20 protein-coding genes, 1 tRNA gene, 1 pseudogene and 1 riboswitch are annotated in these 21,038 nt (G+C 63.0%); of the genes and pseudogenes, 14 read left to right on the top strand and 8 right to left on the bottom strand.

The genetic code is table 11. From position 1 onward, the window contains the following. Positions 1-410 precede the first annotated feature (410 nt). Positions 411-1,415 carry an Hsp33 family molecular chaperone gene (locus tag ABSG20_RS01895; protein ID WP_423862780.1) on the top strand — a complete coding sequence of 335 codons (1,005 nt, stop codon included), beginning with the start codon at positions 411-413 and terminating at the stop codon, positions 1,413-1,415. 221 nt (positions 1,416-1,636) lie between these two features. Next, positions 1,637-2,116, top strand: a complete 480-nt coding sequence (locus ABSG20_RS01890; RefSeq protein WP_423862779.1) for a hypothetical protein — start codon at positions 1,637-1,639, stop codon at positions 2,114-2,116. On the opposite strand, the gene apaG is transcribed toward ABSG20_RS01890, so the two are convergent. Continuing rightward, entirely contained in the window at positions 2,113-2,505 is a 393-nt protein-coding gene (apaG, locus tag ABSG20_RS01885; protein ID WP_423862778.1) for a Co2+/Mg2+ efflux protein ApaG, read from the bottom strand. The two genes, ABSG20_RS01890 and apaG, sit on opposite strands and share 4 nt — an antisense overlap. A 238-nt stretch (positions 2,506-2,743) precedes the next feature. Between apaG and ABSG20_RS01880 the strand changes: the two genes are divergently transcribed. From ABSG20_RS01880 to ABSG20_RS01870, 3 genes are read left to right on the top strand one after another with little or no spacing between them, the layout of a single operon-like run. After that, positions 2,744-4,012, top strand: coding sequence for an OpgC domain-containing protein (locus tag ABSG20_RS01880; protein ID WP_423862777.1), 1,269 nt, complete (start codon positions 2,744-2,746; stop codon positions 4,010-4,012). After that, complete coding sequence (locus ABSG20_RS01875; protein ID WP_423862776.1) at positions 4,009-4,770, top strand: SGNH/GDSL hydrolase family protein; 762 nt, start codon at positions 4,009-4,011, stop codon at positions 4,768-4,770. The genes ABSG20_RS01880 and ABSG20_RS01875 overlap by 4 nt, the downstream gene beginning before the upstream one ends. A gap of 13 nt (positions 4,771-4,783) precedes the next feature. Beyond that, a complete protein-coding gene (locus ABSG20_RS01870) occupies positions 4,784-5,815 on the top strand; it encodes an SGNH/GDSL hydrolase family protein (RefSeq protein WP_423862775.1) in 1,032 nt (343 codons plus the stop codon). Between the two features lie 42 nt (positions 5,816-5,857). On the opposite strand, the gene ABSG20_RS01865 is transcribed toward ABSG20_RS01870, so the two are convergent. Next, entirely contained in the window at positions 5,858-7,063 is a 1,206-nt protein-coding gene (locus tag ABSG20_RS01865) for an O-succinylhomoserine sulfhydrylase (RefSeq protein ID WP_423862774.1), read from the bottom strand. Between the two features lie 73 nt (positions 7,064-7,136). Then, positions 7,137-7,216, bottom strand: a riboswitch (SAM riboswitch). 117 nt (positions 7,217-7,333) lie between these two features. Here ABSG20_RS01865 and ABSG20_RS01860 point away from each other — a divergent pair. Both ABSG20_RS01860 and ABSG20_RS01855 read left to right on the top strand, forming a co-directional pair. Further along, a complete protein-coding gene (locus ABSG20_RS01860) occupies positions 7,334-8,380 on the top strand; it encodes a 2'-deoxycytidine 5'-triphosphate deaminase (RefSeq protein WP_423862773.1) in 1,047 nt (348 codons plus the stop codon). 384 nt (positions 8,381-8,764) lie between these two features. Continuing rightward, positions 8,765-10,000: an MATE family efflux transporter gene (locus ABSG20_RS01855; protein WP_423862772.1), complete on the top strand. Its 1,236-nt coding sequence runs from the start codon at positions 8,765-8,767 to the stop codon at positions 9,998-10,000. Here ABSG20_RS01855 and ABSG20_RS01850 read toward each other — a convergent pair. The 5 genes from ABSG20_RS01850 to ABSG20_RS01830 all read right to left on the bottom strand — a co-directional run bounded on the left by ABSG20_RS01850 (position 9,997) and on the right by ABSG20_RS01830 (position 12,990). Next, the gene (locus ABSG20_RS01850) at positions 9,997-10,440 is read right to left on the bottom strand and encodes a hypothetical protein (protein ID WP_423862771.1); all 444 of its coding nucleotides are present in this window, start codon (positions 10,438-10,440) and stop codon (positions 9,997-9,999) included. The genes ABSG20_RS01855 and ABSG20_RS01850 overlap by 4 nt on opposite strands. Before the next feature lie 132 nt (positions 10,441-10,572). Then, positions 10,573-10,998: an SRPBCC family protein gene (locus ABSG20_RS01845; protein WP_423862770.1), complete on the bottom strand. Its 426-nt coding sequence runs from the start codon at positions 10,996-10,998 to the stop codon at positions 10,573-10,575. A 145-nt stretch (positions 10,999-11,143) separates the two neighbouring features. Further along, positions 11,144-11,503 (bottom strand): VOC family protein, encoded by a 360-nt coding sequence (locus ABSG20_RS01840; RefSeq protein WP_423862769.1) that lies wholly within the window; start codon positions 11,501-11,503, stop codon positions 11,144-11,146. A gap of 56 nt (positions 11,504-11,559) precedes the next feature. After that, positions 11,560-12,399 carry a helix-turn-helix transcriptional regulator gene (locus ABSG20_RS01835; RefSeq protein ID WP_423862768.1) on the bottom strand — a complete coding sequence of 280 codons (840 nt, stop codon included), beginning with the start codon at positions 12,397-12,399 and terminating at the stop codon, positions 11,560-11,562. A 9-nt stretch (positions 12,400-12,408) separates the two neighbouring features. Then, the gene (locus ABSG20_RS01830) at positions 12,409-12,990 is read right to left on the bottom strand and encodes a methylated-DNA--[protein]-cysteine S-methyltransferase (protein ID WP_423862767.1); all 582 of its coding nucleotides are present in this window, start codon (positions 12,988-12,990) and stop codon (positions 12,409-12,411) included. Positions 12,991-13,137: 147 nt separating this feature from the next. Here ABSG20_RS01830 and ABSG20_RS01825 point away from each other — a divergent pair. From ABSG20_RS01825 to ABSG20_RS01810, 4 genes are all read left to right on the top strand, one after another. Continuing rightward, positions 13,138-13,211 (top strand) — tRNA-Gly (locus ABSG20_RS01825). Positions 13,212-13,261: 50 nt separating this feature from the next. Next, positions 13,262-14,191: a Gfo/Idh/MocA family protein gene (locus ABSG20_RS01820; RefSeq protein WP_423862766.1), complete on the top strand. Its 930-nt coding sequence runs from the start codon at positions 13,262-13,264 to the stop codon at positions 14,189-14,191. A 2-nt stretch (positions 14,192-14,193) separates the two neighbouring features. Then, on the top strand, positions 14,194-15,288 hold the full coding sequence (locus tag ABSG20_RS01815; RefSeq protein ID WP_423862765.1) for an aldose epimerase family protein: 1,095 nt from the start codon (positions 14,194-14,196) through the stop codon (positions 15,286-15,288). Between the two features lie 36 nt (positions 15,289-15,324). Further along, a complete protein-coding gene (locus ABSG20_RS01810) occupies positions 15,325-16,206 on the top strand; it encodes an SMP-30/gluconolactonase/LRE family protein (protein WP_423862764.1) in 882 nt (293 codons plus the stop codon). 64 nt (positions 16,207-16,270) lie between these two features. Here ABSG20_RS01810 and ABSG20_RS01805 read toward each other — a convergent pair whose 3' ends face one another. Then, positions 16,271-17,263, bottom strand: a complete 993-nt coding sequence (locus ABSG20_RS01805) for a sugar-binding protein (RefSeq protein WP_423862763.1) — start codon at positions 17,261-17,263, stop codon at positions 16,271-16,273. Between the two features lie 353 nt (positions 17,264-17,616). On the opposite strand from ABSG20_RS01805, the gene ABSG20_RS01800 reads away from it, so the two are divergent. The 3 genes and pseudogenes from ABSG20_RS01800 to ABSG20_RS01790 all read left to right on the top strand — a co-directional run bounded on the left by ABSG20_RS01800 (position 17,617) and on the right by ABSG20_RS01790 (position 20,348). Continuing rightward, entirely contained in the window at positions 17,617-18,360 is a 744-nt protein-coding gene (locus ABSG20_RS01800) for an ATP-binding cassette domain-containing protein (RefSeq protein WP_423862762.1), read from the top strand. A gap of 110 nt (positions 18,361-18,470) precedes the next feature. Then, positions 18,471-19,400, top strand: a pseudogene (locus ABSG20_RS01795) (ABC transporter permease); the annotation flags it as partial. A 48-nt stretch (positions 19,401-19,448) separates the two neighbouring features. Further along, positions 19,449-20,348 carry an NAD-dependent epimerase/dehydratase family protein gene (locus tag ABSG20_RS01790; RefSeq protein WP_423862761.1) on the top strand — a complete coding sequence of 300 codons (900 nt, stop codon included), beginning with the start codon at positions 19,449-19,451 and terminating at the stop codon, positions 20,346-20,348. Positions 20,349-21,038: the final 690 nt, after the last annotated feature.

Below are 21,038 nucleotides of genomic sequence, written 5' to 3'. Positions count from 1 at the left end.
GCAAACGCCGGAGCGGCATCTCGACTTAGGACAGACGTCAAATTAATCGCGTCGGATTTTGCAGGCCGTGCGTCCATGGGTGGGCGCCGCCGGCGGGTAACTCAGGATGAGGGCATAAGCTCCCCTCCCCCCACGCGCATCGCGCGTGGTGGGGAGGGGTCGGGGGTGGGGGGTAGCGCGGCGTTCACCGAAGCAGCGGTTCGTGCGGATGGACCCCCCACCCCCCACCCCACCCCCGACCCCTCCCCACCGCTTCGCGGGGGGAGGGGAGAGCAGATCCGATTCACTGGTTTTGACGTCTGACCTTAATGAAACGAACATCGTGGGCGCCTTCGCGGGGACGACGCGCGGAGGCCTTTGCGCCTTCCAAGCTCTTTCGAAGCCTGCCGGCCGACCCCAGATAAGGCGCCATGACATCACAAGCCCCCGACATGAAAATATTCCCTGATACCCCGGTCCGGGCGCCGTCGGCGGTTCCGCTCGACGATGCGGTGCTGCCGTTCGAGGTCGCCTCGCTCGACCTGCGCGGACGGCTGACCCGGCTCGGCCCCGCGCTCGACGACGTCTTGACCAAGCATGATTATCCACCCCCGGTCGGCAAGCTGCTCGGCGAGGCGATCGTGCTCGCGACGCTGCTCGGCTCGTCCCTGAAATTCGATGGCCGCTTCATCCTGCAGACCCAGACCGACGGCCCGGTGTCCTTTCTGATCGTGGATTTCCAGGCGCCCGACCGCTTGCGCGCCTATGCGCGCTTCGATGCCCAGCGGCTCAAGGACGGTCAGGATTCCGGCGCGCTGTTGGGCAAGGGCCATCTGGCGATGACCATCGATCAGGGGCCGGACATGAGCCGCTATCAGGGACTGGTGGCGCTTTCGGGTGGCAGTCTGGAAGATGCCGCGCATGAATATTTTCTGCGCTCGGAACAGATTCCGACCCGGGTGCGGCTTGCAGTCGGCGAGGAATGGCGCGGCGGCGGCGAAGGTCCCCGACATTATTGGCGCGCCGGCGGAATGCTGCTGCAATTTCTCCCCAAGGCGCCGGAGCGGGCGCGCCAGGCCGATCTGCATCCGGGCGACGCGCCGGAGGGCATCCTCGCCCACACGGTGGCCGAGGACGACGCCTGGGTCGAGGGCCAGTCGCTGATCGCAACCGTGGAGGATGTCGAGCTGATCGATCCCGATCTTTCCGGCGAACGGCTGCTCTATCGATTATTCCACGAGCGCGGCGTGCGGGTGTTTCCGCCGCTGCCGCTGCGCGCGAAATGCTCCTGCTCGCGCAATGCGGTCGCCTCGATGCTCGCAAGTTTTGCACCTGGCGACCGCGCCGACATGGTCAAGGATGGCAAGGTGGTCGTGACCTGCGAGTTCTGTTCATCGGTGTATGAGTTCACGCCGCAGGAGGCGGGGGTGGAGTAAGGGGGGCGACGCAGCGCCCATGTGGGCGGAACGAAGCAGTTCAGAGCTTCCGTTATTGCTGCCGCCTATACAGACATCCCCGCCAAACTGCCATGGGACGCGGGCGCCGAGGCGGTGAACAGGGAGATCGCGCGACGGCTTGCTGCACTTCCTAGCGGCGAGTGATCCCTTAGGATTCCCAATCAGTCTCCGGCTACGAGATCGAGCGCTTTGAGAGGCTGATGGCGGCCTACCGTTCGGGCGGCGAAGACATGCCGATTCTGAATGCGGCCCAGCTAGAGGATCTCGACCATCTCAGGATCACGCTCCGGATGGGCATCGACAAGCTGGAGCGCTGGCTGGAGTTTCGTAAGCAGGCGAATGAAATCAGCGCGGGCGAAGCCGATGCGGATCGGGCAGCCGTCGGCGATGCGCTCGACGAAATGGCCAACTTCATGGAGCGGTCGCCGTACTTCGATCCCGAGCTGCCAGCGAGTTTTCGATTTCTTGCCGAGGCAGCGCGCGATCGCTTGGGGGCCACCAGGACTGTCGTCTATGGCGCGGTCAAAAGCGCGGAGAACCTCGTCAGCTTTCTCGGGCAACGGGCGCTCGGCATTGTGATGAAGTCGAAAAGCCGCCGCGTACTGGATACCCTGCTTACGCGGGGTATGACAGCTCTCCTCAATCTCAATGAGCCGCTAATAAACCGCACCGCCCCCTAATTCAGCACCCGCTTGCTGTCCGGGCTGTCGAGCGAAAATGTCGGCACGTCGATCTCGAAGCGCTCGCCGCTGGCGCTCACCATCTGGTAGCGGCCGGTCATGAAGCCCGACGCGGTCGGCAGCGGCACGCCGCTGGTATATTCGAAGCGGTCGCCGGGCCCGAGCACGGGCTGCTTGCCGATCACGCCTTCGCCCCTCACCTCCTGCTGGCGGCCGGTGGCGTCGGTAATGATCCAGTGCCGGGTGCGCAACTGCACGGTCTCCGCGCCGGTATTGGTGATGACGATGGTATAGGACCAGACGAATTCACGCTTTTCAACCGACGACTGATCCGGCAGGAAGTTCGGCTCGACGGTGACTACGATCTGGCGGGTAACGGCGCGGTACATGGCTGGCGATCTTCCAAAATCGTCGCCCGGCCGAAAAGTTCCGAAGGAACCAATCGCCGGGCCGAATGGGGCGGCATCCCCTGGAATACTTATAATTCCAATCGTCGTTTCAACATAGTTCCGACCTAAAGCGCGCCCGCGCGGTCCCGGCCCCTGTGTCTTGCTTGCAACTGCCGGGCCGATACTATCTTTGCTGTGCTGCGAAAGCTGAACGCCGACCCCGTCCCGACGGTGCCTGATGACCTCCATTGCCGATCGAGTTGCTGGACCTCCCCTTGCCGGCGCGGCAGATGCGATCGGTCGCGACGCCGCGCCGGCAGCGGCCGCCCGGGCGCCGGCGATCTCGTTTCCGATCGGCAGCGAGCGCGAACTGCGGCTCGATCTGTTTCGCGGGCTGGCGCTGTGGCTGATCTTCATCGATCACCTGCCGCCCAATCTCCTGACCTGGTTCACGCTGCGCAATTACGGCTTCAGCGACGCCACCGAAATCTTCATTTTCATCTCCGGCTATACCGCGGCGTTCGTGTACGGCCGCGCCATGCTGGAGTTGGGCTTCGTCGTTGCGACCGCGCGGATCCTGCGGCGGGTCTGGCAGATCTATGTCGCCCACGTGTTCCTGTTCACGATCTTTCTTGCGGAAATTTCCTATGTCGCCACCAGTTTCGAGAATCCGCTGTACTCGGAAGAAATGGGCATCATGGATTTTCTCAAGCAGCCCGACGTCACCATCGTCCAGGCGCTGTTGCTGCGATTTCGTCCCGTCAACATGGACGTGCTGCCGCTTTATATCGTGCTGATGCTTTTCCTGCCGGCAATCCTGTGGCTGATGAAGTGGCGGCCCGACGTCACGCTGGGGCTGTCGGTCCTGCTCTATGCCCTGACCTGGCACTACGATCTGTATTTGAGCGCCTATCCGAACGGCTTCTGGGCCTTCAATCCCCTCGCCTGGCAACTTTTGTTTGTGTTCGGCGCCTGGTGCGCGCTGGGCGGCGCGCGGCGAATGTCGCGGATTCTCTCGTCGCGGATTACGCTGTCGATTTCCTTCGCCTATCTGTTCGCGGCATTCTGCGTGACCATGACCTGGTATATCCCGCAGTTGAATCATCTGATGCCGCGCCGGCTCGAGCAATGGATGTATCCGATCGACAAGACCGATCTTGACGTGCTGCGCTTCGCGCATTTTCTGGCGCTGGCGGCGATCACGGTGCGCTTCCTGCCCCGGGACTGGCCCGGATTGAAGTCGCCCTGGCTGCGGCCGCTGATCGTGTGCGGACAGCACTCGCTGGAGATTTTCTGCCTCGGCGTGTTCCTGGCATTCGCCGGACATTTCGTGCTGGCCGAAGTTTCCGGCGGCGCCGGGTTGCATTTCGTTATCAGTCTTTCCGGAATTCTGATCATGTGGGGCGTGGCGTGGGTAATTTCGTGGTACAAGCGCGTTGCCGACAAAGGCGCGTCGCCGACAAAAAGCGCCGCCGGTAACGCCGATATGGCGGGAGGGGGCTTATGAAGTCCAACTCAGGGGCGATCCTGGGCTTGATGCTGCTGACCGGTCTGTTGGCCGCGCCGTCCGTGTGCGCGCAGGATGCGGCGCCGCAGAGTTGCGAGGTCCCGGATTATCTGCTCTCCACCGAGAGCTCGCTTCCCAAAGTCGCGGACGCCGTCAAAGACGGCCGTCCGCTGGATATTCTGGTGGTGGGGAGCCGGTCTTCGACGATCAATTCATCGGAGGCAAGCGCCTATCCCGCCCGGTTTCAGGCCATCATGAAGGAAAAACTCCCTGCGCTCGCGGTCAACGTATCCGTAGAACTACAGGCCAAGAAAACTGCCGAGGAAGTCGCCGGCGGCATGGCCAAATTGATAGAAGATAGAAAGCCTACTTTGGTTATCTGGCAGACCGGGACCGTCGATGCTATGCGATCTGTCGATCCCGACGAGTTTCGCAGCGCGGTCGACGAAGGCGTTGCTGCGATGCAAAAGGCGGGAGCCGACGTTGTCTTGATCAATCTGCAATACAGCCCGCGTACCGAAACCATGACGTCTGCACCGCCTTATCTCGATAATATGCGCGTCGTGGCGCAGCAGCACGACATTCCATTGTTCGACCGTTTCGCGATCATGCAGCAGTGGAATGATTCAGGAGACTTCGACCTGTTCAGCGCAGTCCATGGCGCCGAACTTGCCAAGCGTGTCCACGATTGTCTTGGCCGCGCACTTTCAAAATTTGTGATCGGCGCGGCCCACCTCGGCCCGGCGCAGCAGAATTAAGGGTTCCGTGTTAATGAGATCTGTCATCCCTTTCTACAGAATGGCCATCCTGGCGGCGTCCGCGGCAGCGGCTCTTGGTTTGCTGGCGGTGGCGCCGGTGTGCGCCCAGGCTGCCCAACAGGGAGCGCTGGCCGATACTGGTAAATCCGATGGCGGAAAATCCGAAGCTGCCAAGCCTCCCGCGTCTGCCGCCGCCGGCGCGGCAGGCACGGGCAGTGTTGCTGCCGTCGAGCAGGCCAATCCGTCGCCGCCAAAGAGCCTCACCACCAAGGCGATCGAAACCGTCAAGCAAGCCGCGAAATCCGCCGGCGATATCTTCAGCCGTGTTCCCTGCCTGCCGCCGAAAGGCGGCGCCCAGCCGATGGGTAGGCTGTCGCATGTGGCGGCCAAGCTGGCTTCGGGAGAACCGGTGGTGATTGTCGCCTTCGGATCGTCCTCGACCGCGGGCTACGGCGCCACCTCACCTGAATTTAACTATCCCAACCGGTTGTCGGCGCAGTTGCATCGGCAATATCCGAGCGCCGACATTACCGTCATCAATCGCGGCAAGGGCGGCGACGACGCGCCCGAAATGATGAAGCGGCTGCAGACAGAGGTGCTCGACATGAAGCCCGATCTGGTGATCTGGCAGGTCGGCACCAATGCCGTGCTGCGCAATCTCGATCCGGCCGAGACCGCCAGGCAGGTGGAGGATGGCGTCGCCCGCATTCAGGCCGCGGGCGCCGATATCGTGCTGGTCGATCCGCAATATTCCCCGAAGATCGTCGAGCGGGCGGAAACCGCGAGCACGATGGTACGGCTGCTCGGCAAGGTCGCCCAACTCAGGCACATCGGCATTTTTCCGCGGTTCGAGGTGATGCGCGAATGGCACGAACAGCAGGCGCTGCCGATCGACAGTTTTGTCATTGCCGATGGCCTGCATATGAACGACTGGGGTTATGCCTGCTTCGCCCAGTTGCTTGGCGACGACATCATCAAATCGGTCGGCCAGATCAAGCTCGGCGTCAACGTGCCGTCCACCGCGCAGGTCTATCGGCCGATGTGAGTTTGAATCGGCGGTTGCGGCCAGCGCCGCCCCACTCATTGCTCACGCCTGCTCCAGCGCTTGCTGAAAATCCTCGATCAGATCGTCGGCGTGTTCGAGGCCGGCGGAGAATCTGACAAAACCCTCGCTGATGCCGAGTTCGGCCCGCGCCTCCGGCGTCAGCCGCTGATGCGTTGTCGTCGCCGGATGGGTGACGAGGCTCTTGGCATCGCCGAGATTGTTCGAAATCCGCGAAAGCTTCAGCGCGTTGAGAAAGCGGAAAGCGGCCGGCTTACCGCCCCTGACCTCGAAGCCGATCAAGGTCGAGCCGGCGCGCATCTGCTTTTTCACTAACGCGGCCTGCGGATGATCCGATCGCCCGGGATAGATCAGCCGGGAGATTTTCGGATGCTCGGCCAGGGCATTGGCGACGGTGGCGGCGGTTTCGGTCTGGGCGCGGACCCGGACTGCAAGTGTCTCCAGCCCCTTCAGCAGCACCCAGGCATTGAACGGCGACATCGAGGGGCCGGTCTGACGCATGAAGTTGTGGATGTGCTCGGCGATGAACGCCTCCGAGGACAGAATGATGCCGCCGAGGCAGCGGCCCTGGCCGTCGATATGCTTGGTGGCGGAATAGACCACGACATCGGCGCCCAGTGCCAGCGGGCTCTGCCAGATCGGCGTCGCAAACACGTTGTCGACGATCAGCCGTGCGCCGGCGGCATGGGCGATTTCCGCGATCGAGGGAATGTCGAGCACGTCGAGCGTCGGGTTGGTCGGGCTTTCCAGAAAGCAGCTTTTGGTGTTCGGCCGCATCGCCTTCTGCCACTGTCCGAGATCGAGGCCGTCGACCAAAGTGGATTGGATGCCGTAGCGCGGCAGCAGGTCTTCCACCACATAGCGGCACGATCCGAACATCGCTTTCGCCGCGACCATGTGGTCGCCTGATTTTAGCGGCGCCAGCACCGCGGTCGTCACCGCGGCCATGCCGGTGGCGGTGGCGCGCGCCGCTTCGGCGCCTTCCAGCTCGATCATGCGGCGCTCGAACATCGAGATGTTGGGATTGGAAAAGCGCGAATAGAGGAAGCCGGGATCCTCGCCCTTGAAGCGGGCCTCGCATTGCTCGGCGCTGTCGTAGACAAAACCCTGCGTCAGAAACAGCGCCTCGGAGGTTTCGCCAAATTGCGAGCGCAGGCTGCCGGAATGGACCAGCCGGGTCTCGGGACGGTAGCGGGCGGTCGGAGACGCGGGTACGGGTGCATCAGACATGTGACCTCCATCGTGGCCACGCCCCAAGGCAATGGTCACAAAAAAACCGGCCTGGAAAATTGCACAGGCCGGGATCACATTGTCCCCGGCCTGTTTAGCGACTTATTTAACGTGGCTGCAAGCCGGCCGGCTCAAATCACCACGGGATAAGTCAAGCTGATATTCGGTTGCGCCCTTTCCGTCAAGGCGGCCATCGGATAACCGGTAAATGTTCGTATTTGCCGCGTCCAGTGGGTGACATCAGCCGCGACGTCATTCGGGAACCATTCCGTGCCGTTCACGCTTCAACCCGACGCCAATGGCATCCTGCCCGACCGCATGATCGCGGCGATGGCGGATGCCGGCCTCATTTTGCCGGCCTATCCTTTCGTCGAAAGCCAGATCCAGCCGGCGAGCCTCGATCTGCGCCTCGGCGACATCGCCTTCCGCGTCCGCGCCAGCTTTTTGCCGGGGCCGGGCGCCACCGTGGCCGAGCGCATCGACGAACTGAAGCTGCACGAAATCAGCCTGGCGCTGCCGCCGGAGATCGTCGCCGCGGCCAATCCGAAAAGCTCGACCGGGCGGCTCGACGTGTTCACGCGCGTGATCGCGGACGGCACGCGGCGGTTCGACAGCATCGGCGCCGGCTATCACGGCCCGCTCTATGCCGAGATCAGCCCGAAAACCTTTCCGGTGCTGCTGCGCGAGGGTTCAAGGCTGAGCCAGGTCCGCTTTCGCACTGGCGATGCCGTACTCACCGAGGACGAACTCGAAGTGCTGCACGAACAAGAGCGGCTGGTCGACTGCGACGATGCCGACCTCGTCAGCGGTGTGGCGCTGAGCGTCGATCTCTCGGGCCAAAGCGGTAATGGATTTGTAGGCTACCGCGCCAAGCGCCACACCGGCGTGATCGATATCGACCGCCGCGGCGGTTACGCGGTCGATGAATTCTGGGAGGCGATCGCGGCGCGCCCCGATGGCAGCCTGATCCTCGATCCCGGCGAGTTCTATATTCTCGCTTCCAAGGAAGCCGTCCAGGTGCCGCCGGACTACGCCGCCGAAATGGTGCCGTTTGATCCCCTGGTCGGCGAATTCCGCGTGCACTATGCCGGCTTCTTCGATCCGGGCTTCGGCTATGCCGGTGCCGGCGGGCAGGGCTCGCGCGCGGTTTTGGAAGTGCGCTCGCGCGAAGTGCCGTTCATCCTCGAGCACGGCCAGATCGTCGGCCGGCTGGTATATGAAAAAATGCTGGCGCGGCCCGATGCCTTGTACGGCCAGCGCATCGGCTCCAACTACCAGGCCCAGGGATTGAAGCTCAGCAAACATTTCCGGGTGTGAACGCTGATAGGGTGCATATCCAGGCTCGTCATTGCGAGCCAATCGGGCGCGCGAACGCGCGCTCGATTGAGCGAAGCAATCCATCGCCGCCGCAGAAAAGCGCAATGACGGTTGGAAGGTCCTCATCCCAGGTTTCGTATGAGTAAAGGTTGTAATATATGATATGCACAACCAATCGCGGCCAAAGCTGCGCCAATAATGCAAAAATGCGATTGATCGCAGTATCATAAGCGATCCGGGGGTCGGGCGAAAGTCTATCGGTGCTTGACCGAAAAAGCATGGATGCCCGCCAACAGCCCGGACACGACCAGCCACCAATCGGTTCAGGCCACCCTTGCGCCAGTCAACCACTCGCTGACGCTTCTTCGACTGCGTGCGACATCGATGGCAGGTATCTTGACGATCGTGATCCTGACCATGACGATGTCGGGTGGCGCCATGGGCGGCGGCGTGGCGTCGGCGGTGGCCCGCGCGCTCGGGGCTGGCGATGTCGACCGCGCCTCGGCGCTTGCCGCGCACGCGCTTTTGATCGGCATCTGCTTCGGGCTGACCTTCATGCTGGGCATGCTGATCTTCGGCCCCGCCGTGCTGCGATTGCTCGGCGGCCGCGGCAACGTACTGAGTAACGCCACAGGCTATGCGCAGATCTTTTTCGGTGGCGCCGTGCTGCCCTGGCTGATGAACACCATGGCGGGAATTTTGCGCGGCACCGGCAACATGAAGCTGCCGTCGCTGATGATCCTCAACTCCGCGGTCTGTCAGATCATTCTCGGCGGCACGCTCGGCCTCGGCCTTGGTCCGATCCCGCAGTTCGGCATGCGCGGCGTCGCCTCGGGTTCGCTGATCGCCTATTTGATCTCTATCGCGGTGATGGCCTGGTATCTGTTCTCCGGACGGGCGCGCGTCATCCCCACGATCCGGGGGTTGCGCGTTCAGCGGGCGATGTTCGCAGACATTCTCAAGGTCGGCGTCGTCTCCTGTTTCTCGCCGCTGCAGTCGGTGCTCAGCATCAGCATCTTCACCCATATGCTGGCGGGTTTCGGCACGGCTGTTCTGGCCGGCTACGGCATCGGCGCCCGGCTCGAATTCATGCTGACCTCGGTCGCGTTCGCGTTCGGCATCGCATCGGTGCCGATGATCGGCATGGCGATCGGCGCCGAACGGATCGCCCGCGCGCGCCGGATTGCCTGGACCGCGGGTTTTGTCTCGTTCGTGGCGGTCGGGGCGATCGGCACCTTGATCGCTGTTTTCCCCGACCTCTGGGTCAATATCTTTACCGGCGACCCCGGCGTGCGCGCCGCCAGCCGGCAATATCTGTCGACGGCGGCCCCGATGTACGCCTTCATTGGGCTCGCGATGTCGATGTATTTCTCCTCGCAGGGCGCGGCCAAGGTTCTCGGCCCGGTGCTGGCGCAAAGCGCGCGGCTGGCATTCATCGCGCTCGGCGGCTGGTGGCTGTCGGTGCACGATGCCACGCCTGCGAATTTCTTCGCCCTGGCGGCGGCATCGATGGCGGTGCTGGGCCTGCTGTCGACTTCGAGCGTCATCTTGACCCGATGGGAACCAAAGCGCGGCACCTATGCGCAAGTTCGTCCCGCACTTTCGGCAATAGTGGATTAGCGCCGCCGGTGCCGGCGGTGGCCATGGCCGCCGCCGAAATTGGCCATCTGCATCAGCTGCGGAATCATGGCCATCAGGTCGCCGCCGCCGCTGCCGCTGCCGCCGAGCGTGCCGAGGACATTGCCGCCGCCATCAGGCGCAAAGCCCGCGCCGCCGCCGAGGCCGCCGGGAATGCCGCCGCCGCCCACCATTGCGCCAAGGCCGCCACCACTGTCCATCATTTGGCTCATCATCGGCCCCACGGTTTGCATCATCATGCCGAAGCGGCGCTTGCCCATCTTCGCCTTCATCATTTCGAGCATCGGCGCCATCTGGGTCATCATGTCGCTGCCGCCTCCGCCGCCAAATCCCGCGAATTGGGCCTTGGCCGGGACCGTTGTCAGCGTAAACAGCAGCAGCAGTGTCGCTGCCTGGCACACCACCTTGTCAGCTCCAGTCATGGTTCTCTCCTCGCATGCGCGCGCTCCGCGGAAGCGATGCAAACCGGACGCGCGCGCCGAGGCTAGAGAATGCCAAATAAGCTTTCTGTGAGAGAAATCACATTCGCGCGGACGCGCGCGGGGGTTGGCCAATCAGGGCTGCAATCCGCCGGGAATCTTGCCGCCAATGCGCCCCAAGGCCTTCTGCATGGCGACGGCGGCCTGATCCATCTGGCCGTCGATATAGGGCGCGACTTCATTGGGCAATACGTCGACGATCCAGATCAGCCGGGCGTGCGCCTCGCCGTCGGCCAGGACCTGCACCGACGCGCTATAATGCTTCACCCGCTCGCTGATGATGGCATAGACCAACCGCCGCCGCGGCTCGTCGCAATCGACCAAAAGTTCGCGCGCCACCGTGCCATTGGCGAAGGTGACGATGCGTGCCTCGCCATCGAGCCGCGCGTTGGTCACAAACCCCGGCGCCAGCCGCCGATGCACGCTGCCGAAATCGCGAACCGCGGCCCATACCTCGTCGGAGTGAGCATCGATCGGAATGTCCTTGTGGAGCGACGCCATGTGAGTTGGTCCTGCTGTTGGAGTGGTTGAGGTTGAGCGGATATCATTTTCACGCTCGTCATTCCCCGACGCGCCAACTGGCGCGTCTGAGGGTGCGAGCAGGGCGAGCGAGCCCGGAATGACGCAATGGTTGTCGGCGCTTGCGCTACGTACAAACCGCTTCGACATTGTTGCCGTCGGGGTCGGTCAGGAACGCGGCGAAATAGCTCGGGCTGTAATCGCTGCGCGGGCCGGCGGCGCCGTTGTCGCGGCCACCGGCCTTCACGCCCGCGCTGTGGAATTTGCCGATCGCCGCATGATCGGGCGCGCGGAACGCGATGTGGGTACCGGCGCCGTCAGGTCCGCTGTGCGAATAAAGCCAGAGCGCCGGCTCGCCCTTGGGGCCAAAACCTGCGCCGCCCTCGTCGCGGGAACACAAGACATATCCGAGCGGCGCCAACGCCGCGGTGTAGAAGCGCACGCTGGCGTCGAGATTTCTGACTTTCAGTCCGATGTGGTCGTACATGATGATCTCCAGTTCGATGGCGCGTTCGAGACTCGCGCGCTACGGGGATCACCCCATCAGTTCAAGGCATGGCGTTCTTGGAAATTCTTGCGCAATCCCCGCGAGGCTTGCCGGAACCGGCGCGGCGAGACGCCTGCGGCGCGGTGGAAGGTGCGCACAAAGTTGGAGAGATCGCCGAAGCCGACGTCATAGGCGACATCGGTGATGGAAATGCCAGGGTTGGCCAACAGCCGCGCGGCGTGACGCAGCCGCGAGCGCACCAGATATTGGTGCGGGGTGACGCCGAGCACGCCTGAGAACAGCCGCAGGAAGTGGAACGGGCTGAGACCGGCCTCGGCAGCGGCGTCCTCGAGGTCGATTGCCCGGTGCGAATGCGCGTCGATCCACAGCGCGGTTTCGACCGCGCGGCGGCGATCCCGGGCCGCGGCCGGCGCAGGCGCGCGGTGCCGCCCGGAGACCACCTCGACAAATCGGCTGGCGAACATCTGTCCGACTTCATCGAGGCCGACATCGCTGCGCCCCTCGGCAGCGGCCTGCGCCAGCTCGCCGAGCACCATCAATTCCGGCAGCGGCGGCGCGGCGCCGACCCGCCAGACCTCCGTCCGGTCGCCGATCGCCTGCACCAGCTCCGGACTCAAGTAGAACGACAGGCACTCGTCGCCGCAGACGTGGTCGTGGGTGCAGACGAATTCGTCGCCGGGATAGCCGACCAGGATCGAACCGGCCACCAGTTCGAAGCAGCGGCCACGGCAGCGGCAGCCGAAGCTGCCCTTGCGGACATAGGACACCGAGTGGCAGCGATACTGCTCTACAAACGGCGTGTCGTCAGGGCCGGCACTGCAGCGGAAATCGGACACCGAGATCGATTGGCGCTGCAGCAAAGTCGTTCTTGTCATGCCGCAATTTTAGCCCTGAGGGCGTGGCGGAGCAACCGGAAGCAGCACGTCGAACAGGGTCTTGCTGTTGACGCCGCAATGTGCGCCTTCGATCGAGAGCAGCCGGCGCTTGGAGATCGTGCCGCCGTTCAAGGACATTTTGTCCGCGTACCCGCCGGCATCGAGAACGCGGTGACAGGGCACGATTATGACAAAAGGGTTGCGGGAGAGCGCCTGCGCCACCGAATGCACGGCGCCGGAAGCCCCAAGCTGCTTGGCGATTTCGCCGTAGGTGCGGGTTTCGCCCCTCGGGATCGCCCGCGTCAGCGCGTAGACGCGCTGATTGAAGCCGGGGAGGCCGCTCATATCGAGGGTGAGGTCGGAGAGCTCGCGGGCTGCACCGCGCAGCAGCGCGGCAATGCCTTCGATGGCGATTTCGACATGCAGCGGCCGGCGGAGTTCGCGGGCGTCGGGATACTGGCGCAGTATTCGGCCGCGGGTTTCGATCTCGCGGGCTTCCGGAAGCTGCACGCCGACAATGCCGGAATCGCCCCATGCGATGCCGCACCGGCCAATTGCCGTGTCAAATACAGTGTACCCGCGCCCCGCCATCGCCCCAGCCGCCCCCGGGGGGATCATAGCACTGTCGTAAGCCGCCGCATCCGAAAAATGCGGCCAAGCCGGGCGGGGAGGGGACAATTCGCCAACCCCGCTTGGCGGCGCCCGCGGTCTCGGCTACATCAGATGGCTTAGGCGTCCGCGGGCGTAGTTCAATGGCAGAACGGCAGCTTCCCAAGCTGCATACGAGGGTTCGATTCCCTTCGCCCGCTCCACGCCCAGTGTTTTTGCGTCGCGTCGTTGCTCGCATCCGGAACAAGCTGCCGTGACCGCCATCCGCGTTGCCATCGTAGGTCTCGGCAAAATCGCCAAAGACCAGCATATCCCGGCGATCGCCGGCACAACGGGCATTGAACTGGTGGCCGTCGCCAGCCGCCATGCCTCCATCGCGGGGACGCCGCATTTTGCCACCCTCGAGGAACTGCTTGCCACCGGCCCTGCTATCGATGCCGTCGCGCTGTGCACGCCGCCTCTGGTCCGTCATGCGCAAGCCGCGGCGGCGCTGAAGGCGGGCAAGCATGTGCTGCTCGAAAAGCCTCCGGGCGCCACCATCGGCGAACTCACGCCCCTGATCTCAGCGGCACGGCAGTCGGGCAAGACCCTGTTCGCGACCTGGCATTCCCGTTTTGCGCCCGCGGTGGAACCGGCCAGAGCCTTCCTCGCCGAGCGCCAAATCAAATCGGTCGCTGTTGAGTGGAAGGAGGACGTCAAAGTCTGGCATCCCCGGCAGGAATGGATCTGGCAGCCCGGCGGGTTCGGGGTGTTCGATCCCGGCATCAATGCATTGTCCATTCTGACCCGTATCCTGCCGCGGCCGTTTTTTCTGACCCAAGCCGAATTGTCTTTTCCTGGCAATCGCGGCGCCCCGATCGCGGCCGATCTCAACTTTTCCGACGCCGCCGGCCTGCCGATCCGGGCAGAGTTCGACTGGCGCCAGACCGGTCCGCAGACCTGGGATATAAAAGTCGTAACCGACGGCGGTGTTCTGACGCTTTCTTCCGGCGGCAGCCGGCTCGATCTCGACGGCCGGACCCTGGTCGATGAAAAGCCGGCCGAGTATCGCGGCATCTACCGGCGCTTCGTCGAACTGATCGCCAACGGCGTCTCTGACGTCGATCTTTCGCCGCTGGTTCATGTCGCCGACGCTTTCATGGCTGGCCGGCGCCGCGAAGTCGAGCCGTTCATCGGGGAGTGAGCATGACACGGTCGGACATGCCTGCGGCGCCACAGAGGCTCGTGCGGCAGATTTTCGGGCATTTACCGGAAGGAATACCCTGCGAAATGGTGACGCTGCGTGGCGATGACGGATTCGAGGTCCGCGTCATCACATTTGGCGCGGCGATCCAGTCTTTGTATGTTCCAGATCGCGACCGGCGTCTCGCCGACGTCGTGCTCGGCCGGGATAATCTCGCCGGCTACGTCGCGGAGCGGCGCTTCCTTGGCGCGACGATTGGACGTTATGCCAACCGCATCGCCGACGGCAGGTTCGAGCTCGACGGCCGTCGTTATGTATTGCCCGCCAATGATGGTCCCAATACCCTGCACGGAGGTTCCTCGGGTTTCGATCGCAAGAACTGGACCGTCACGTCCGCCGGCGAAAATCCGTCGCCTTTCGTTACACTGTCCTATCGGAGTGCGGAGGGGGAGGAAGGCTTTCCCGGCGCGCTGCAAGCCAGCATCACCTATTGCATTTCCGGCGGCAGGGAGCTTTCGGTGACATTCTCGGCGGTGAGCGACCAGCCGACCATCGTCAATCTGACCAATCACAGTTTTTTCAATCTTGCGGGGGTCGAGGCCGGTGGCGGCATTCTCGACCACCGGTTGACGATTGCAGCCGACGATTACCTGCCGGTCAGGGCGGACGGCATACCCCTGGGTGCCCCAACCGTGGTCGATGGCACGCCCTTCGATTTCCGCGCCCCGCATGGCGTCGGCGCGCGCCTGCATGACGCGGACCCGCAGATCCAGATCCGCGACGGCTATGATCACTGTTACTGCCTGCGCGGCGGGACCACGACGGACGCCCGTTTTGCCGCGCGCGTCGAAGACCCGGGCTCGGGCCGCACCCTCGAGCTCTGGACCAACCAGCCGGGGCTTCAATTCTATTCGGGCAATTTTCTGGACGGCGGCACCACCGGAAAATATCGCCGGGTCCATCGCCAGTATGATGCGCTGTGCCTGGAGCCGCAGACCTGGCCCGACGCGCCGAACCGTCCGGACTATCCGTCGGCGCGGCTCGATCCCGGCCAAACCTATCGTCATGTCTTGCTCTATCGGTTTTCCGCGATCTGACGGCCTGCGCCGAGCGAGGTGCCAGGGGAGGAAAGGGTGGAAGACGTCGGCATCACGATCCTGAGCGAGCAGCATTGCCATCTCGGCGAAGGCTGCACCTTTGATCCCGTGACCGGCACCGCCTGGTGGTTCGACATTCTCGATCGCACTTTGTTTCAGGCCGATCTTCAGACCGGTGCGATCGCCTCACATGCGCTTCCCGTCATGGCCAGCGCCCTGGCCGTCATCGACGACCGGCGCCAGCTGATCGCGGCCGAAGATGGTCTTTATGTCCGCGATATCATCCAAGGCCGTCTCACACTGCACACGCCGCTCGAGGCCGGCAATGCGGCGACGCGTTCAAACGATGGCCGCGTTCATCCCTGCGGGGCGTTGTGGATCGGCACCATGGGCCGCCAGGCGGAACAGGATGCGGGCGCGATCTATCACTTTCATCGTGGCGAACTGAAGCGGCTCTACGCCGCCATCGCCATCCCGAACGCCATCTGCTTCGCGCCGGATGGCGCCACCGCTTATTTTGCGGATAGCCGCGAGGGCATTCTTCATCGCGTCGCCGTCGATCCCGTCAACGCCATGCCGATCGGAAGCCCTGAGGCCTTGGTGGACCATCGCGGCAGACCAGGCAGCCTCGATGGCGCCGTGGTCGATGCCGAAGGGCTGATCTGGAATGCGCGATGGGGCAGCGGCTGCGTCGACGTCTACACGCCGCAAGGCGAGCGCGTTCGCACCCTCCGCGTACCGGCCAGACAACCGAGTTGCCCCGTCTTCGTCGGCAAGGATTTCGACCGGCTGCTGGTCACCTCGGCCTGGGAAGGCATGGATGAGGAGGAGAGGGCCGCCGATCCGCACCATGGCAGGACATTTATTCTCGATGTCGGTGCCGTCGGCCGTCCCGAACCCCGCGTGCTGCTGGGGTGAACCGTAGTCGCCGCCCGGCTTGACCAAGTCAAGCCGGGCGACGACGGCTATGGGTGGCGCGGCGCTATTTTTGAATGCAGGTATCGGCGGTAGCCTTGGTGCATTCGTCGAGGCCGGTAAATACCGGATCCTCGACTTTCTTGCCCTCGATCAGATTGATCATGACCGAGGGTGCCTTGTAGCCCATCTCGAATGGCCGCTGGCCCACCAGTGCTTCGACCCGGCCCTCCTTGGCCAGCGGGACCTCGTCACCGATGGTATCGGCGGCGACGATCACCAGATCCTTGCTGTCGATCTGCTTCTTGTATTGATCGGTGAGCTGACGGTAGGGCTGCGGCGCGCCGAACAGCGGCCAGCCGCCCTCGATCACGAACGCATCGATTTTCGGATTGGCGGTCAGGATGTCCGACATCGCCTGGACGCCCTTTGGCCCATCGTCATTGGTGAACACCGGACAGCCCGAGATCTCGGTCCAGCCGCCTTCGCCCTTGAGCCGATCCAGCCCCTTCTTTCCGGACAGGGCATCGCGCGATCCGGATGCGCGGCGCAGAATGTTGTCTGCGGCGGCATTGCCCTCGATCAGGCAGACCGTGCCGCCTTTCGGCTTGGCCTTCTTCAGGTATTCACCGAGCCGAACCCCCATCAGGTAATTATCGGTGCCGAGATAGGTCTTGCGCAGCGCGGCATCTTCCTTCTTGAGATCGGCGTCGACGGTCATCACCGGGATTTTTGGCGCGGCCGCCTTGATGGCGTTGGCGATCAAGGGCGCGTTCGAAGGCGAAATCGCGATCGCCGCGGTGTCGGACTTGCCGAGAATATCCTGGACGATCTGGGCTTCGCCCGCCTCATCCGAGGTCGAGGCCGGCCCGGTATAGAAGCAGTGATAGGCGGAGCTCGCGTTCTCCTTGTTCCACTTCTCGCAGCCCTGATGAATGGCTTCAAAGAATGGATTATCCAGGCCCTTGACGACGATGACGAGCTCTTTCTTCTGAGCCATGGCGGAGCCGGCCGACATGGTCAGCGCCGCGACGCTCACGGCTAACAGTAGTTTATTCATTGGTCCCTCCCTCATTTTTGTCCCTCTCTATAGCGAGCATTCGCCCGTTTTTCCAAAAATTTGCCGGAGCAAAGCTCCCATTGTCAGCGGGGTTTGATCCGGATATCGCTTAACAATGAAAGATAGTGATCGATGTCGGTGCGGTGAGCAATAGAGACTATGGTTGGGAAACTTTTGGTGCACTGCACCACCACGAATTCTTTATGTCCGCGAACCGGCTCGACGTCATCGCACGGACATCATTGACTGGCTGGAGACGCTGTATTTCAATGCGTTCCCTTGCGATGCACCCCAACGACACCTCAACACCTCAAAACTCCAGCGTATCTGCTCCGCGGAAGGCAAAGGCCGGAATGGCTCTTCTCGAACTGAGGAATATTTCGAAGCATTTCGGTGCCGTTCATGCCCTCAATGATGTTTCGCTGTCGCTCGATCCCGGGCAGGTGGTGGGCCTGATGGGTGACAACGGCGCCGGCAAGTCCACTTTGGCCAAGATCGTGGCCGGAAATTTTCGCCCCAGCCACGGCGAACTGACGATGGAGGGCCGCAACCTGATCATGCACCGGCCGATCGAGGCGCGCCAGCATGGCATCGAGATCGTGCACCAGGATCTCGCGCTTTGCGACAATCTCAGCGCCGCCGCCAATGTCTTTCTTGGCCGCGAAATTCGCCAGGGTCTTGGTCCCTTCAAGGTGCTCGACTACGCCACCATGTATCGCCGCGCCGGGCAGATCTTTGCCGAGCTTCGCTCCGAAACCCGGCCGCGCGACCTGGTGCGACAGATGTCCGGCGGCCAGCGGCAGGCGGTGGCCATCGCCCGAACCCGGATCGCCGACGCCAGGATCATCCTGATGGACGAGCCGACGGCGGCGATATCGGTGCGGCAGGTCGCCGAGGTCTTGAACCTGATCCGTCTGTTGCGGGATCGCGGCATCGCCATTGTCCTGATCAGTCACCGCATGCCCGACGTGTTCACGATCGCCGATCGTGTCGTGGTGCTGCGCCGCGGCCGCAAGGTCGCCGACAAGCCGGTGGCCGCCAGTTCGCCGGAGGAGGTGACGGGGCTGATCACCGGGGCCATCGAGCACGCGCTGTGACGGCGGGACCGCTCATTTAATCAAAACCGAAAGTTTCATGGATGGACATTCAGTTCGACGATGGCGTCAAGCGCGCAAGGTTTCCGCTTCTCGCCTGGCTGACACAGCGCCAGGCCTTCTGGGTCCTGCTCGCGGTCTGCGTGGCCTGTATTTTTCTGTCGTTTGCGACCAATTCGTTCGCGACCTCCAACAACATTTTCAACGTCGCCCGCAATTTTACCTTCGTCGCGGTGATCGCGCTCGGCATGACCATCGTGATCATCACCGGCGGCATCGATCTGTCGGTCGGCTCGGTGCTGTGCCTGTGCAGCATGATCCTCGCCGTCGTCATGCATGCCGGTTACAGCATCGAGGTCGGCATCGCCGCGTCGCTCGGAACCGCGCTTTTGATCGGCGCCATCAACGGCGTGCTGATCGCCTATCTGGGCATCCCGCCCTTCGTCGTCACGCTCGGCATGCTGTCGATTGCGCGCAGCCTCGCCATGGTCGCATCCAACAACACGGTGGTATTCCAGTTCGGTCCGGATCACGACAAGCTGTTGTTTCTCGGCGGTGGCGCCTGGCTGTTCGGGATCGCCAATCCGGTGATCTACATGATCGTGCTGGCGCTGCTGACCGGCTTCGTCCTGCATTTCACGCGGTTCGGCCGCTATGCGTTCGCAATCGGCGGCAATGAGCATGCGGCGATCGTGACCGGCGTGCCGGTGCGCCGGACCAAGGTCGCCGTCTACATGATCTCGGCGCTCTCGGCCGGCATCGCAGGCGTGATCGAAACCGGATGGCTCGGCGCGGTCACCACCAATCTCGGCGCCGGCATGGAGCTTCAGGTGATTGCCGCGGCCGTCATCGGCGGCGCCAATCTCGCCGGCGGCATCGGCACGGCGTTCGGCGCGCTGATCGGCTCGGCATTGATCGAGGTGATCCGCAACAGCCTCGGGCTTCTCGGCATCAGCGCGTTCTGGCAGGGTACCTTCGTCGGCTCGTTCATTATCATCGCGGTCACATTCGACCGTATCCGGAATTTCCGGCTTCCGGATTGAGCCGCCGGCACATCTTCACCCTCAGACCAACCAGGGAAGAAAACGCAAATGACAGCCAAGCGCGTGGTATTCACCGGCGGAACGGGCAAGGCCGGCCGGCATGTCCTGCCGCATCTGCAGGGCAAGGGTTATGACCTGCTCAACGTCGACCTCAAGCCGTTCGATCACAAGGGGATCGGCACCCTGATCGCCGATCTGACCGACAGCGGCCAGGCCTTCAATGCCCTGACCACGCATTTCGGCTTCGGCGGTTTCAACGCCGGAAAGCCGCCGTCGCCGCCCGATGCGGTGGTGCATTTCGCCGCGATCCCGCGCGTGCTGATCGAGCCCGACAACGAGACCTTCCGGGTCAACACCATCGCGACCTACAACGTGATCGAGGCCGCCGCAAAACTCGGCGTCCGCAAGATCATCATCGCCTCCAGCGAGACCACCTATGGCGTGTGCTTTGCCGAAGGCGACAAGAATTTTCACAGCTTTCCGCTCGAGGAGGACTATGACATCGATCCGATGGACTCCTATGGCCTGTCCAAGGTCGTGAACGAAAAGTGCGCGCGCGCCTTCGCGATGCGCTACGTCATCGACATCTATGCCTTGCGGATCGGCAACGTCATCGAACCGCATGAGTACGACATGTTTCCCGGCTTCCTGGCCAACCTGCCGTCGCGCAAGCGCAATGCCTGGGCCTATATCGACGCCCGCGACCTCGGCGAGATCGTGCATCTGGCGATCCAGAAGGACGGCCTCGGCTTCCAGGTCTTCAACGCCGTCAACGACACCATCACCGCCACCATTCCGACCCGCGAAGTCCTCAAGCGCTATTGCCCCGGTGTTCCCGTCACCAGGGAACTGGGTGAGTTCGAGGCTCCGCTGTCCAACCGCAAGGCGCGCGAGGTCTTGGGATTCAAGGAAAGCCATAACTGGCGGAAATATGTTACCGTCGAATAGCGGCTTCTGCAGGCCATTGAGCAAATCTGTCATCGCCCGGCTTGACCGGGCGACCCAGTATTCCAGAGCTCGATCGACCTGGCCTCGCCGCCGTCCCGAACAGCAGGGCTTTCCGTTCGATTGCGAAAGTTGTGTCTCGAAAGACCACACCTTTTTCCCTGTTAAGCCCTGTTAATACAGGGGCGGAAACAGGGGCATCCAGGTTCCTGTGCTGGATTTGCCTGTGTTGGATTCGCCTGTGTTGGATTCGTAGGGTTAAGCAAAAGGCGCTCTTCGCGCCGTTGCCCACCTCTTGCTTGAGATGATTCTTAAGTTGGTGGGCACTCCATCGGTTCGCGCATACGCGCGACCCCGCGGCTTTGCCACCCTACAAATTTCCGATGCACTTTTCAAACAGCCGAGCAAGGATAGTCTGAGATCGTCATTGCGAGCGTTAGCGAAGCAATCCAGCTTTGGCGCCGCGGAGAGAAAGCTGGATTGCTTCGTCGCAAGGGCTCCTCGCAATGACGGGCACTTTCAACATACGTTCGCAGCCCCGCGGCGCGGCGCGCCCGGGCTTTGCCAGGAAACTTCCGCCCAAACAGAGGGCGTGGGGAATGCCGGATGCCCAGTGGCACCCGCAGCCTCGCGTGCAGAAAACGGCCATCACGCACACGAGTATTCACAGCGAGGCACCGGAAAACACCCGGC

The organism is Bradyrhizobium sp. (assembly GCF_049512235.1).
Lineage (GTDB): Bacteria > Pseudomonadota > Alphaproteobacteria > Rhizobiales > Xanthobacteraceae > Bradyrhizobium.
This window is presented reverse-complemented; position numbering and strand designations above follow the sequence as displayed.

Coding starts and splice junctions, on each gene's coding strand:
- ABSG20_RS01865 (WP_423862774.1), bottom strand. CDS start 7,063: ATGTCTGATGCACCCGTACCCGCGTCTCCGACCGCCCGCTACCGTCCC.
- ABSG20_RS01835 (WP_423862768.1), bottom strand. CDS start 12,399: ATGACAAGAACGACTTTGCTGCAGCGCCAATCGATCTCGGTGTCCGAT.
- ABSG20_RS01875 (WP_423862776.1), top strand. CDS start 4,009: ATGAAGTCCAACTCAGGGGCGATCCTGGGCTTGATGCTGCTGACCGGT.
- ABSG20_RS01805 (WP_423862763.1), bottom strand. CDS start 17,263: ATGAATAAACTACTGTTAGCCGTGAGCGTCGCGGCGCTGACCATGTCG.
- ABSG20_RS01790 (WP_423862761.1), top strand. CDS start 19,449: ATGACAGCCAAGCGCGTGGTATTCACCGGCGGAACGGGCAAGGCCGGC.
- ABSG20_RS01890 (WP_423862779.1), top strand. CDS start 1,637: ATGGCGGCCTACCGTTCGGGCGGCGAAGACATGCCGATTCTGAATGCG.
- ABSG20_RS01895 (WP_423862780.1), top strand. CDS start 411: ATGACATCACAAGCCCCCGACATGAAAATATTCCCTGATACCCCGGTC.
- ABSG20_RS01815 (WP_423862765.1), top strand. CDS start 14,194: ATGACACGGTCGGACATGCCTGCGGCGCCACAGAGGCTCGTGCGGCAG.
- ABSG20_RS01880 (WP_423862777.1), top strand. CDS start 2,744: ATGACCTCCATTGCCGATCGAGTTGCTGGACCTCCCCTTGCCGGCGCG.
- ABSG20_RS01800 (WP_423862762.1), top strand. CDS start 17,617: ATGGCTCTTCTCGAACTGAGGAATATTTCGAAGCATTTCGGTGCCGTT.
- ABSG20_RS01870 (WP_423862775.1), top strand. CDS start 4,784: ATGAGATCTGTCATCCCTTTCTACAGAATGGCCATCCTGGCGGCGTCC.
- apaG (WP_423862778.1), bottom strand. CDS start 2,505: ATGTACCGCGCCGTTACCCGCCAGATCGTAGTCACCGTCGAGCCGAAC.
- ABSG20_RS01855 (WP_423862772.1), top strand. CDS start 8,765: ATGGCAGGTATCTTGACGATCGTGATCCTGACCATGACGATGTCGGGT.
- ABSG20_RS01830 (WP_423862767.1), bottom strand. CDS start 12,990: ATGGCGGGGCGCGGGTACACTGTATTTGACACGGCAATTGGCCGGTGC.
- ABSG20_RS01850 (WP_423862771.1), bottom strand. CDS start 10,440: ATGACTGGAGCTGACAAGGTGGTGTGCCAGGCAGCGACACTGCTGCTG.
- ABSG20_RS01840 (WP_423862769.1), bottom strand. CDS start 11,503: ATGTACGACCACATCGGACTGAAAGTCAGAAATCTCGACGCCAGCGTG.
- ABSG20_RS01845 (WP_423862770.1), bottom strand. CDS start 10,998: ATGGCGTCGCTCCACAAGGACATTCCGATCGATGCTCACTCCGACGAG.